Origin of the sequence: Hoyosella altamirensis (genome assembly GCF_014191505.1) — a bacterium.
GTDB lineage: Bacteria > Actinomycetota > Actinomycetes > Mycobacteriales > Mycobacteriaceae > Hoyosella > Hoyosella altamirensis.
Genome location: NZ_JACHWS010000001.1, coordinates 1,276,375 through 1,288,686, shown reverse-complemented (window position 1 = coordinate 1,288,686; position 12,312 = coordinate 1,276,375). Strand labels below are relative to the sequence as shown.

Here is a 12,312-nt window from a genome sequence, read left to right as displayed (position 1 = left end):
TATCAGCACAATGACGAACAACGACAAAATTGTCATTGTGGACGGTGCACGCACACCCATCGGCAGCTTCGGCGGCGCGTTCAAAGATGTTCCGGCTCACGAACTCGGCGCAGCGGCAGCGAAGGCAGCACTCTTCCGGGCGAACATCGACGCCGCCGATGTTGATGAAGTTGTGATGGGCTGCATCGGGCAGGTCGGTCCCGACGCGTACAACGCCCGTCGGGTTGCGGTCGCCGCGGGCCTGCCGAAGAACGTTCCCGCCTATACAGTGAACCGGCTTTGCGGGTCCGGTTTGCAGGCGATCTGGTCGGCCGCGATGCAGATCCGCTGGGGTGGCGCCGACATCGCCCTCGCGGGTGGGGATGAGTCAATGTCGCGTATGCCTTTCTACGACTTCAATGCCCGCGCCGGATACCGGCTCGGTGACCGCAAACTCGTTGACGGCACCGTGATGATGCTGACCGACCCCTTCCACAGCATCCATATGGGGGTGACAGCTGAGAATGTGGCGACGCGATACGGCGTCTCCCGCCTGGAGCAAGATGAGTTCGCCCTGCAGTCACAGCAGCGCGCCGCCGCGCTGAAAGCACAGGACGCCTTTTCCGAGGAGATTGTTCCCGTCGAAATCTCAGGGCGGAACGCTCGAACCGTCAGCAAGGATGAGCACCCGAAACCTGATACGACAATCGAAGTGCTCAGCAAGCTTCGCGCAGCGTTTGAGAAAGACGGGACGGTGACCGCGGGCAACGCTTCAGGCATCAACGACGGCGGTGCGGCAGTAGTACTCGCAAGCGAGTCCGTGGTGAAGCAGCGCGAACTCACAGGGCTGGTTACCGTCGAAGCCGTAACTACAGCGGCGATGGAACCCGAGTTGATGGGATACGCCCCCGTCCTTGCGCTTCAGAAACTCTTCGAAACGACGGGCACGTCCCCGGACGACATCGACACCATTGAGCTGAACGAGGCGTTCGCGTCCCAGGCACTCGCAGTCATCCGGGATGCCAAGCTCGACCCCGCGAAAACCAACCCGTACGGCGGAGCGATCGCGCTCGGCCACCCGGTGGGCGCGACCGGCGCGATCCTGTCGCTGCGTGTCGCGAAGGATCTCGTCCGCCGCGACCTCGAACTCGGCATCGTCACGATGTGCATTGGTGGCGGGCAGGCCCTCGCAGCGTTGCTCCGGCGCTACTGAGCGGGCACTAGCAGTACCCAGACCGTGCCCTCACCGACGGGCAACTCCTCACCTTCGTTGCTTACGTAACGGGTGGGCTCGCTCGGTGACGGGCGCGTCCAGCGTCCGTCGTATCGCAGTCCGTCGCGCAAGACTGTGGCGGCACCCTCACCGACCGTTGCGGCCACCGGGGACCCAGCTGGCTCAATCCTGACGTCGACCTCCTGAATAACCACATTCGGCGTCGATGCTTGCCCCGCGTCGGTCGTCTCCATCGGCGAGCCGTCGACGCTGATCATCCACTGCTGGTTTTCCTCTGACCAAGTGAAGTCATAAAGGGCTGTTTCGTACTGGGCACGGTATTCGGGCGACGGAACCCCGTTTTCCGGCCCGGGTCCGGTGACCATTACGGGTATGTCCGGAGCCTGTCCCGGCGGGGGCAGCTGCGCTGGACGCAGGTAGAGGTTGTGGGGTGCGCCGCGGCTCGGTTCCCGATAGAAGGCTCCCCTCGCCCCCGCTTCGGTGGCGGAGATGATCGGGGTGGCATTCAGCGCGTCGAGGACGTGCGGGGCTGCGCCAGAGTACGCAAATACAGGTTCGCCGAACTGCGCGAGTAACTCGATATCGGTGATCCGTGCGCTGCGCACGGGCCCGACGGCGTCGGGGACTTCCGTGCTGTACACGGCAAGTAGCCGGGTGAGCCCATATTCCACGGGTTCGACGTAGATGATATCTGCGAGGCTGAGACCGGTCTGGGGGCGTGCCTGGCGCACATTGTCGATCTTCACTGCCGTCACCGGGTCGGGTGGCGGCGGGGGCGGTGGCTCCGGTGCGGGCGTCGTTTGTGTGGGTGTGGGCCGTGGCGGTTCTTCAGCCGGGCCGCCGCAAGCCGCGAGTGCAAGCGCGGCCGCTGCGCATACCGCGGTAAGGCCGGTGCGGCGGCGCCGCGTGAACATCATGTGCATGCAACAAAGCTACGTCCGGTTAGCGCTGTGCGAGAAAGACGCCGCTTCACTTCCGCGTTGCGGGCTGTCCTGCCGGTGCAATCTCGGCAGCACACGCTTGACCTCGTCGAGAAAACGGTCAGCGAGGTCGTGGCTGAATCCGTTCCGCACGACGACGCGCAATGCGGCAAGATCCTCCCGATTGGCGGGGAATGTGTATGCAGGTACCAGCCAGCCCGATTCGCGCAGCGCTGCGGACACATCAAAAGCCGAATAGCCAGTGACGTCGTCGCGCACCGTGAAGGCAAACACTGGCAGTTCGCTGCCATCGGTGACAAGTTCGAAGGGGCCAAGTTCGGCGATGGCTCCGGAGAGGTGCATCGCGACGTCCCGGCATGTTCGCTGAACGCGGCGATATCCGTCGAACCCGAGGCGAATGAAGTTGTAGTACTGCGCGGCAACGTGAGCTCCCGGCCGTGAAAAATTCAGCGCAAAGGTGGGCATCTCACCACCCAGGTAGTTCACCCGGAAGACGAGTTCATCGGGAAGTGCTTCCGCATCTCTCCACACCACCCATCCGACACCCGGATAAACGAGACCGTACTTATGCCCAGAGGTGTTGATCGATGCGACGCGTTCGAGGCGGAAGTCCCACTCAAGGTCGGGGTCACAGAACGGAGCGATCATGGCGCCTGAAGCGCCGTCTACGTGGACGGGAATGTTCCAGCCGGTGCGGGACTCCAGATCGTCGAGAGCGCGACAAATATCGGCGACGGGTTCATAACTCCCGTCGTAGGTCGAACCGAGGATCGCTACGACGCCGATGGTGTTCTCGTCGCAGTACTTCACAGCTGCGTCCGCGGTGAGGTGGTACCTGTCACCCTCCATCGGGACTAGTCGCGGTTCAACGTCCCAGTAGGCGGCGAACTTATCCCAGCAAATCTGGACGTTGACGCCCATAACCAGATTGGGGCGGCCGCGCTTTTCTCCGCCTGCTTGCTGCCACCTCCGCTTAAGTGCAAGGCCAGCCAGCATGCATGCCTCACTGGACCCTGTTGTCGAGCAGCCTGTTGGAGCGGCAGCTGGCGGGGCGTGCCACAAGTTCGCGAGCATGCGCACGCATCGTTGTTCGAGTTCGGCTGTGCCCGGGTACTCGTCCTTGTCGATCATGTTCTTGTCGAAACATTCGGCCATGAGCGTTCTGGCCTGCGGTTCCATCCAGGTCGAGACGAACGTCGCGAGGTTGAGGCGGGCGTTACCGTCAAGCATCAGTTCGTCGTGAACGATCTGGTAGGCGGTATCAGGATCAAGCTGGTCAGACGGAAACCGATCGTGCGGGATCTCGAGTGGTTCTCGCGTGAAGATGGGGTTGACGCTGACGCTACGCCGGTGAGAGTGGTGCCCGCCGGAAGGCTGTGTCAGGGGCATATCCGGAGCGTAGACCAGCCGGAAGATTCTCGCGGAGTGTCGCAAAAACTTGCCGCAGCATTTCAGGCGCGCCACAGAACGTGGGAGAATCCGTAGGCGCCAGGATCTCGAATGAGAGGACGTCACATGACCAGTACCAACACGGGCACGGTGGTTGAGTTTCTTGCCGCCCTCCGCGATCGCAATTATGAGCAGGCATTGAGCTTTGTAACTGAAGATGTCGTGTGGCACAACGTTTCTCTGCCTAAGGTTCGTGGCAAATCGCGCCTTAGGCAGGCTTTCGTGATGATGGACAAACTTGCCATCCGGTTTGATGTCCAGTTCCGCAACATCAGCGGCGACGATCGAGCGGTGCTGACGGAGCGCACCGATGCTTTGAGCCTGGGTCGGCTGCGAACCGAATTTTGGGTATGCGGAACGTTCGAGTTCCGCGAGGGAAAGATTGCTGTGTGGCGTGACTACTTTGACTACGCCAACATGAGCGGCGCTCTGCTGCGCGGTCTGCTCGGTGTCGTGCTGCCGCGTCGCGAACCACTCAGCCTCTTTGCATCTGATGGCATAATCCAGCGCGCCGCGACCCCGGGGCGCGATCGCGCAAGGGACTGAATACGAAGCAGCACTACACGGCGAGGCTGAAGACCCGCGCCCCGTTGTCGTAGCAGACTGCCCTTATCCAGTCGTCCCCAAGTTCGAGGTTCGCCAGGATCTCGAGGGCGTGCACGTACGGGTAGGGAATGTTTGGGAAGTCGCTGCCGAAGAGGATGCGATCACCAAGGGCCCGCAAACGTGGCAGATCACGCCGGTCCAATGGCGCCCGGTCGCTCAGGAAATCGGTAAACGCCATCGTTGTATCAAGCAGAAGGGTCTCGTGTGCCTCGGCGAGCGCCAGGAAATCGGAGTATTCAGGCATACCCATATGCGCGATGATCAGCCGAAGGCGGGGATGCCGCTTCATGAGCTCTGCTATCGGGGGCGCACCTGTGTAGCGTCCGGGTGCAGGCCCCGACCCGCAATGGATCACGACCGGAGTGCGGCTGTCCGCAAGAGCTCCCCACGCGCCATCGAGTAATGGATCCAGGGGGTCATAATCCCCTACTTGAATGTGCGACTTGAACACCCGGACGCCAGACTCTAACGCGGAAGTGACGTACTTTTCGACGCCTTCCTCAGGGTAGAACGTCGCTGTGTGAAGACAGTCCGGGGTCCGGGCAGCGAAATCCGCCGCCCACTGATTCAGCCACTCCGCCATGCCCGCCTTGTGGGGGTAGACCAGCGACGTGAACGCCACAACCCCGTAACTGCGGAGGCGCTGCAGGCGCACGTCCTCCTCGAGTTTGTAGGCAATTGGCCACTCGATAGCCGTAAGCGGACCCGCGGAATCGAAGTACGCCCACACTTTGTCCATCACCCGTTTCGGCATGAAATGGGTATGCACGTCAACCAGTCCGGGGAGCTGGTGGGCTTCCTGAAAGGCCAGAACCGGGTCGATGTCCGCTCGCAGGGAGCCTGTGTCATCGCTCATGTGCTCCAGCATGTCACGCGGGCGACGGCTCGCGATGGGTGAATTCGTAATGGTCGATGCTGAAATGGCCACTCGCCCAACGTGAATGCAGGGTTGTCGCGGACCGGAACGGTACATCGCCATTCGGGTCGAAATAGTAGCTGTTGGCGTTGGAACAGTCTTGATTGAAGAAGATTTGACGCTCGCGGCGGCCGATCATCGCCTCAAAGTATTCGGTATTGGCTTCTTCACTGATTTCCACTCGGGTCGCTCCGCGCTTCTCCGCTGTTTTGAGACACCGGATGATGTGCCGAAGCTGATTCTCGATCAGTTCGAAGTAGGACGAACCGTTGTAGGCGTAGGGCCCCAAGATGGTGAAGACGTTGGGAAACCCAGGGACACTGGCGCCTTGGTAGGCCTGGTAGCGATTCTCCTCCCACCAGGTGGCGAGGTCAGCGCCGCCCTTACCTGAAATCCTGAAGGAAGGCATCCCGCCCGGCCCGAAGAGCTTGAAGCCGGTTGCGAGGATCAGCGTGTCGAATTCGTGCTCTGTGCCGTCCACAGTGATGATTCCACCGGGAGTGACCTTGGCGATCGAATCGGTTTCCAGAAGGACGTTTGGGCGGTTGAATGCCGCGAGATAGGTGTTCGAGAAGCTGGGCCGCTTGCATCCAAGCGGATAGTTCGGTGTGAGCTTTTTTCGCACGACAGGATCTTTGACCTCGCGTTGCAGAAAACGACGGCCCGCGTGCGATCCGCTGCCCGCAAGCATCGGCAAGGTGCGGTTGTACTGGGCGGCGACCACAAATGTGGTTTCGACGACGGCTTGGCTTGCAAGGCGCGCGGCACGCCGGACTAGGGGAAGCTTGTCGAGCGCGAGGTGCGCTGCCCTGGATAGCGGCAGATCCACGCGCGGAAGCACCCAGATCGGTGTCCGCTGGAAAACTGTGAGGCGTTCGACCTCCGGCGCGATGGCCGGGATGACTTGTACCGCGGACGCACCAGTACCGATGATGGCCACTCTGCGGCCGGTTAGGTCCTGGCTATGATCCCACCGGGCCGTGTGCATGACGGTACCGGCAAAGGACTCGATACCTGGTATGTCCGGAGTCTGGGGCTCACTGAACGGGCCGACCGCGTAGATCACGAAACGGCTGGTCATCTCCTCGCCAGCATCGGTAACCAGCCGCCACCGATCGGAGGATTCATCGAATTCGGCGCTCGCTATTTTGGTGCTGAGGCGAATGTTAGGCCGCAGACCATATTTGGTGACGCAACGCTCCGCATATGCCTTGAGTTCTGAGCCCGGCGCGTACGTCCGCGACCACCGGTGTCCTTGTTCAAAAGAGAACGCGTAACTGAAGGACGGTATGTCGACCGCGACGCCCGGGTACGTGTTCAGATGCCAGGTGCCCCCGACGCCGTCGGAGGCTTCAACGACCAGGTAGTCGAATCCTTCCTGGTCGAGCTTGATCGCGGCACCGATGCCGGAGAAGCCGGCGCCTACGACAATGACGTCGTGGTCGGGAACTGGCGTGTGCGTCACCATTGACAGCCTTCCAGAGATCTTCCTATTATCCAGATAATGGCATTATCCTAAATCCTGGTGCGGACTTGTCAAGCTGCACTATCATCGTGCGCATGCCGCGACTCAACCGCACGGAGAGCCAGGAACGCACCCGGTACCAGATAATTTCGGCTGCCGTCGAACTGTTCCTGCGGGACGGATTCCGCGCGACCTCACTCGGCCACGTTGCGACCGAAGCAGGCTTCACGACGGGCGCGGTCTACTCGAACTTCGCCAATAAGACGGAACTTGGAATTGCTGCGGTGGACGCGATCTATGACCGTGAAACCGATCGCGCCATCGCGCGCGTCGCGGATGCCGTAACTGAGTCGCCGGATGCCTGGATCACCAGCCTCAGCGACTGGAGCGCCTCCGTCCTGGGCGACATCTCAATCGCCAGGCTCGAGATTGAGATCAATGCTTTCAGTGCACATGACGGCACCCTTCGCACAGCCAACGCCGCGCGGTATGCCAGGATTCGCCAGCACGTAGCGGCACTGCTTGCCCGGCTCGAATCTGAGGCAGGCCTGCGCCTTCCCATGGATAAGGAAACGCTAGCGATCGCAGCTGTCGGACTCGCACTCGGCATCGGGATTCAGCGCGCGGCCGATCCCGCGCTTGATAAGGACGTTTTCGGGCGCATCCTGTCCCACACGGCAACGGCCCTCACTCCGGCACCACACAGTGACGGAGTGCTGTCACACGGCTAGCTGCCCCGCTGCTAACCGTGCCGCCTTGCCTGCGAGGTCATCGGCGATCTCATTATGGTGGTTGCCAGTGTGACCGCGTATCCACGTGAAAGTGACGGCACCCGGACGCTCCTGTATTGCGCGGTCAATCGCCTGCACGAGGCCAAGATTCTTGACCGGGCTGCCTGATGCTGTCGTCCAGCCCTTGCGTTTCCAGCCAGGCAGCCACTCGGATGCGCATTTAATCGCGTACTGCGAGTCAGATTCGATGACCAGCGGCTCCGCGCCCGGATGAGCGACTATCGCTTCGAGCAGGGCGGTGAGCTCTGCGATCTGATTAGTTCCAGAGCCAGCGCCCCCGGACGCACTCGGCCCGTCATGGTTAACCCAGGCCCAGCCGATCGCACCGCCAGGATTCTTCAGGCAGGAACCATCTGTACTCACCGTAATCACGCGAAGAGACGTTACGCTGCCGCGCAACCTTGGCGCGCTACAGACACGCTGAATGGTTAGCTGAGTCCGAGTTCCTCGTCGCCGAGGTCACGAAAGAACGAGGCAACAAGATCGTCCGACACGTCCTCGAGCTGAGCTGGCGACCATCGGGGGTTGCGATCTTTGTCGACGACCTGCGCGCGGATGCCTTCCACCAGGTCCGGCGACCGCAAACATGCCAGCGAGACACGGTATTCCTCGTTGAGTGTCACCGCCAGACTCGGAGAGCGACGGGCGCTCCGTAATGACCGCAGTGCCACTTTGAGGGCGGTGGGCGACTTCGACAGGATCTGCTGTGCGGCCTTGCCCGCTTCCGGTGTTGCGCTGCGCTGCAACCTTGCCACGATTTCTTCGACGGTGTCCGCGCTGTAGCAACTGTCGATCCACTCACGCTGTGTATGCAGTTCGGATTCCGGTGCAGGCTGTGCGAAACGCGAGATGACCTCGTGCGGCGCTTCCTCCGACAGAGCGGCGAGCAGCGCTTCGAGCTCTGCACTCGGCACAAAATGGTCCGCAAAGCCGCACACGATCGCATCGCCTGCGGTGAGTCGCGCCGTGGTCAGGGCAATGTGCGTGCCTAGTTCCCCTGGCGCCCGGGCGAGTAGGTAGGTACCGCCGACGTCAGGAACGAAACCGATCCCAACCTCGGGCATACCTATGGCCGAACGCTCAGTCACAATTCGCACGCTGCCGTGCGCCGAGACACCAACTCCGCCGCCCATGACGATGCCATCCATCAACGCGACATACGGCTTCGGATACTTGGAGATTTGGTCGTTGAGGGTGTACTCGTCACGCCAGAAGCTCTTCGTCTGACTGCCGTCGCCCTGGGCATCCCGATGGATGGCGACGATATCGCCGCCCGCGCAGAGGCCGCGCTCACCAGCTCCAGTTATCGCCACAGCACGCACCGAGTCGTCGTGCTCCCACGCCGCAAGCGCGGCCGCGATGTCCCGGGCCATGTCGTGGGTCAGGGAGTTTATCGCCGCTGGACGATTCAGCGTAATCAGACCGAGCCTGCCGGACTTCTCGATCAGCACATCACTCATGTTTTCCTCCCCTGCCCGGGGCGGAACTGGCCTGCCTTGCGGCTGCCGCAAGGAGACCCGGTAACGCCCGCATTGGCGAGATGGTCAGTACTTCTGTCAAGAAACTAAACAACATCCTATAGTTGGACGTCCACATAATGGAAGGTGGTCCCACTACAGTGGGATAGCGGTCTCATCGAACTGCAGCAACCCGCTCAAGCGCGCGGACGTCCTTCTCGAGCATGCGGAACAACCAATAGGCGAGAACGAATGCGATGACGCTGCCGACACAGAGCACCCGTACCGCAACTATCACCGACGCGAAGTCTTCGGGCGGAATAAATGTGACTCCGGCCACGCCGATGAGTGGAATCGCCGCGGCTATCGCCAAGAACACGTCACTGCGGTGGTCGAGGCGGCGCAGACGGCGCGCATCGTCTGTGCTGATCTCTCCAAGTGGCACAAACATCGGATACAAGCACCGCACCGCATAGAAATTGACGAGGAAGAACGGGTACGCGAGGGCGATCGCGCCGCACACCAGCTGCGTCGAGATGAAGTGCGCATAGCTGCTCGCGGGAACGCTTGCGCCTGAAACATAGAGCGTCACAGGAATGCCGATGCCAGTCGTGACCCAGAGAGCGAAACACAGAAGTACGACTCGCTGTCCCAGAAGCAGGGTGTGCGCTCGTGCCCGGGCGAGCTGTGCCCGCGAGTACGAAAGCCCCCGCCGAAGTCCGCGTGCGACAGAGAGAAAATACAGCTGCATCGAAATCGTGAATACCACGCCCAACGGGAACGCGATCAGATAGCTGAGACGAGTGATGGTGTCGAACTGCTCCTGCACAGACGAGGCGAGCTGATCAATTATCAGTGACTTGTTGTGGTTGTAGCTATACAGAATCGCGAGTGCATTCGGGGCAGCGATCGCGAACGCCATGATCGGGTGGTTCCAGCGCCGGAGGCGTTTCCGCCAGCTATCTGGAGACGGGTAAACCAGGTCGCGTGCGTGTTCATCGAGGCAGATTCGGAACTGCTGAGCGAGTTCAGCCCCCGACGCCCACCTGCTTTCACGATCCGGAGAAAGCCCCTTCAGCAAAACCCGGCGCAAAGCGGTCGGGCAGTCTTGGGGCAACACCTGGAGCGACGGTTCCTCAACAGTGGCACGACGGATAAGCATCGCATCGATTGTGCTGCGATCTCCACCGGCAACTCCCCCGTCATCAAATGGCTTTCTTCCAGTGAGCAGTTCCCACAACATCACACACAGGGAGTAGAGATCACTTCGCGCGTCAAGGTCAGTGGCCGCGCGCGGATGATCAGGATGGATGACTTCGAGTTGCTCCGGAGACATGTATGGCAAGGATCCGCCGAAGTAGGCTACTGGGTTCGCGCCCTTCACGCTGGCGCTGAAACTAATATTGAAGTCTGCGAGCTTCGGCAGTCCCTCTGCCGTCAGCAAGACATTCGCTGGCTTGATATCTCGGTGCAGAACACCGTGCCGGGCCGCGTAATCTGCCGCATCAGCGAGCCGCTTCCCCAGCCACGCTACAGTTTCCGGCCACGACATCGTCGCGAGCTCGCCACGGATGGTGGACTCGCCGGGGCGAAGCTCTCCGCGGTTGCCCAGTACACCGTCAAGCACGTCAAGGAGCAGCTGGCCACTACGCTGGGCCGGTTGCGTAACACGCACCCGTTCAAGAACGTCGTACAGTGTTCCCGCGGGTACGTACTCCATGTAGAGCAGCCTTAACTTGCTGCCCTCCAAGAGACGCTGGTCAAATACTCGCACAATGTAGTCGTGGTCCAGCTGCGCCAGCGTTTGCGGTTCGGTGCCATGTGCCTCAGACACTTTAACCGCGACCAGACGCTGCATTGACCGCTGCCGTGCGAGAAACACCTTCGCGAAGGCCCCACGGCCAAGTTCGGTGATGAGGTCGAAATCGTGAATACGCTGCCCTTCGCTGATCTCGTCCAGCGATACCGGTGCACCCGAATGCGCCATCAGTGTGCTGTGGTAGGACTCCTGGCTAAGTAAATGCGCTAGCGTGCCACTCTGACCAGGGAAGGTCGAGGTGTATTCGGCAGGGTCAGGCTCGCTACCGCTCCGGCGTCGGGCGTGGAACTCCTCGTAGATCAGGTCCGGCGGAATAGGCCAATCCTGGAGTTCCGGAAGTTCCTGCATGTAGTCGGCTAGCCGCTTTGGATGCTCATCCCGCATCCAGCGGTTCTCTAAATCGATCTTGACGAGTTCTATCAGGGCGAGTCGCCGGATCGCAGGTGAATCTGGCAGAAATGCAGCCAGATCCGGGGGTACATCAGCTGAGCGCCAGGCTGCCGAAAAACGGTCGGCGATCTCCGGCACCGCCGGGTGGGTGTCCATGCTGGGCGGCTGCGACGCCTCACCCGCGACCGTCGCATCTGGTGGCTGTCCGCCGGCACGGGTCATCGTGAACGCTAAAGCCCGGCGGGTCCACGGCTCAAGACCATGGCGAATTCTAACGCCTGCATTCGCTGCAGACTGCACGATTGGTCTGCTGAGGTGATGGATATCGTTAAGTCGTGCTCACTATGTCGGTCGCTAATCCGACTAATGTCGCGGCGACACTGCGCCCGCTGGCGCGCGGCGCCGGGGATCCGTGCCACTTTCACGCGCCAGACGGTGCGATCTGGCGTACGACGCTGATGCCGTCTGGATCTGCAACCTATCGAATCAGCCAGCTTGACGCAGGCACCGTTTCAGTCGCCGCGTGGGGAGACGGCGCGGAAGAGTTCACGACGACAGTGCCTGCGCTCCTCGGCGCCGCAGACGAACCGGATACCTTCGCACCTCAGCATGCGACGCTCGCTGAGGCGCAGCATCGCAGTCCCGGCGTGCGAATCTGCCGATCTGGCCGCGTCCTCGAAGCACTGGTGCCTGCGATTCTCGAACAGCGCGTGCACGGGATCGCAGCACGTGCGTCATGGCGCCGCCTGGTTCGCAAGTTCGGTACCCCGGCTCCAGGGCCAGCGCCTCGGCCCATGTGGGTTCCGCCGTCGGCTAACGCGTGGCGCCGCGTACCGTCGTGGGAATTTCACAAAGCTGGCGTAGATCCGCGACGCGCGAAAACGATTGTCACCGCGGCTCGCGCTGGTGAGCAACTGGAGCGTATCGCCGACCTTGTACCCGCAGTTGCCCGACAGCATCTCCAAACTATCCCTGGGGTCGGCGTGTGGACGTCGGCTGAGGTTGCTCAGCGCGCGCTAGGTGACGCAGACGCTCTGTCCGTCGGAGACTTTCATCTCGCCGCGATGATCGGCTGGACCCTGCTCGGCAGACCACTCGATGACGACCGCATGCTCGAATACATGGAGCCGCTTCGGCCGCACAGGTACCGAGCTGTCCTGTTGCTCGAGTCGAGCGGTCTGGCTTTTAAGCCAAAATTCGGGCCGCGAACACCTGTCACCGATCACCGCGCGCACTGAACGCAGGTGGGTCACACCCTCCCCCTA

10 protein-coding genes and 1 pseudogene are annotated in these 12,312 nt (G+C 61.5%); 4 read left to right on the top strand and 7 right to left on the bottom strand.

Going from position 1 to position 12,312, the window contains the following annotated elements; all coding sequences use genetic code 11:
• Positions 1–10: 10 nt before the first annotated feature.
• Positions 11–1,192, top strand: coding sequence for a thiolase family protein (locus FHU29_RS06275; RefSeq protein WP_064442138.1), 1,182 nt, complete (start codon positions 11–13; stop codon positions 1,190–1,192).
• On the opposite strand, the gene FHU29_RS06270 is transcribed toward FHU29_RS06275, so the two are convergent.
• Both FHU29_RS06270 and gad read right to left on the bottom strand, forming a co-directional pair.
• A complete protein-coding gene (locus FHU29_RS06270; RefSeq protein ID WP_083962502.1) occupies positions 1,186–2,136 on the bottom strand; it encodes a DUF3048 domain-containing protein in 951 nt (316 codons plus the stop codon). The two genes, FHU29_RS06275 and FHU29_RS06270, sit on opposite strands and share 7 nt — an antisense overlap.
• A 9-nt stretch (positions 2,137–2,145) precedes the next feature.
• On the bottom strand, positions 2,146–3,543 hold the full coding sequence (gene gad, locus FHU29_RS06265; protein WP_064442140.1) for a glutamate decarboxylase: 1,398 nt from the start codon (positions 3,541–3,543) through the stop codon (positions 2,146–2,148).
• A 126-nt stretch (positions 3,544–3,669) separates the two neighbouring features.
• Between gad and FHU29_RS06260 the strand changes: the two genes are divergently transcribed.
• Positions 3,670–4,149 carry a limonene-1,2-epoxide hydrolase family protein gene (locus tag FHU29_RS06260; protein WP_064442130.1) on the top strand — a complete coding sequence of 160 codons (480 nt, stop codon included), beginning with the start codon at positions 3,670–3,672 and terminating at the stop codon, positions 4,147–4,149.
• 13 nt (positions 4,150–4,162) lie between these two features.
• Here the strand turns inward: FHU29_RS06260 and FHU29_RS06255 are convergent, their stop codons facing one another.
• Positions 4,163–5,065: an amidohydrolase family protein gene (locus FHU29_RS06255; protein WP_064442141.1), complete on the bottom strand. Its 903-nt coding sequence runs from the start codon at positions 5,063–5,065 to the stop codon at positions 4,163–4,165.
• Between the two features lie 13 nt (positions 5,066–5,078).
• Positions 5,079–6,590, bottom strand: a complete 1,512-nt coding sequence (locus FHU29_RS06250) for a flavin-containing monooxygenase (protein ID WP_232323054.1) — start codon at positions 6,588–6,590, stop codon at positions 5,079–5,081.
• 95 nt (positions 6,591–6,685) lie between these two features.
• Here FHU29_RS06250 and FHU29_RS06245 point away from each other — a divergent pair, with 95 nt between their 5' ends.
• The gene (locus FHU29_RS06245; RefSeq protein ID WP_064442132.1) at positions 6,686–7,321 is read left to right on the top strand and encodes a TetR/AcrR family transcriptional regulator; all 636 of its coding nucleotides are present in this window, start codon (positions 6,686–6,688) and stop codon (positions 7,319–7,321) included.
• Here the strand turns inward: FHU29_RS06245 and FHU29_RS06240 are convergent.
• The 3 genes and pseudogenes from FHU29_RS06240 to FHU29_RS06230 form a co-directional block, all read right to left on the bottom strand.
• Positions 7,316–7,753: pseudogene (locus tag FHU29_RS06240) on the bottom strand (ribonuclease H family protein); the annotation flags it as partial. The gene FHU29_RS06245 and the pseudogene FHU29_RS06240 sit on opposite strands and share 6 nt — an antisense overlap.
• Before the next feature lie 56 nt (positions 7,754–7,809).
• On the bottom strand, positions 7,810–8,841 hold the full coding sequence (locus tag FHU29_RS06235; protein ID WP_064442133.1) for an enoyl-CoA hydratase/isomerase family protein: 1,032 nt from the start codon (positions 8,839–8,841) through the stop codon (positions 7,810–7,812).
• A 172-nt stretch (positions 8,842–9,013) separates the two neighbouring features.
• Positions 9,014–11,269 (bottom strand): serine/threonine-protein kinase, encoded by a 2,256-nt coding sequence (locus FHU29_RS06230; protein WP_232323056.1) that lies wholly within the window; start codon positions 11,267–11,269, stop codon positions 9,014–9,016.
• Between the two features lie 122 nt (positions 11,270–11,391).
• Here FHU29_RS06230 and FHU29_RS06225 point away from each other — a divergent pair, with 122 nt between their 5' ends.
• Positions 11,392–12,285 carry a DNA-3-methyladenine glycosylase family protein gene (locus tag FHU29_RS06225; RefSeq protein ID WP_064442144.1) on the top strand — a complete coding sequence of 298 codons (894 nt, stop codon included), beginning with the start codon at positions 11,392–11,394 and terminating at the stop codon, positions 12,283–12,285.
• The last annotated feature ends 27 nt before the right edge of the window (positions 12,286–12,312 follow it).

Coding starts and splice junctions, on each gene's coding strand:
- FHU29_RS06275 (WP_064442138.1), top strand. CDS start 11: ATGACGAACAACGACAAAATTGTCATTGTGGACGGTGCACGCACACCC.
- FHU29_RS06270 (WP_083962502.1), bottom strand. CDS start 2,136: ATGCACATGATGTTCACGCGGCGCCGCCGCACCGGCCTTACCGCGGTA.
- gad (WP_064442140.1), bottom strand. CDS start 3,543: ATGCCCCTGACACAGCCTTCCGGCGGGCACCACTCTCACCGGCGTAGC.
- FHU29_RS06260 (WP_064442130.1), top strand. CDS start 3,670: ATGACCAGTACCAACACGGGCACGGTGGTTGAGTTTCTTGCCGCCCTC.
- FHU29_RS06255 (WP_064442141.1), bottom strand. CDS start 5,065: ATGAGCGATGACACAGGCTCCCTGCGAGCGGACATCGACCCGGTTCTG.
- FHU29_RS06245 (WP_064442132.1), top strand. CDS start 6,686: ATGCCGCGACTCAACCGCACGGAGAGCCAGGAACGCACCCGGTACCAG.
- FHU29_RS06235 (WP_064442133.1), bottom strand. CDS start 8,841: ATGAGTGATGTGCTGATCGAGAAGTCCGGCAGGCTCGGTCTGATTACG.
- FHU29_RS06230 (WP_232323056.1), bottom strand. CDS start 11,269: ATGACCCGTGCCGGCGGACAGCCACCAGATGCGACGGTCGCGGGTGAG.
- FHU29_RS06225 (WP_064442144.1), top strand. CDS start 11,392: ATGTCGGTCGCTAATCCGACTAATGTCGCGGCGACACTGCGCCCGCTG.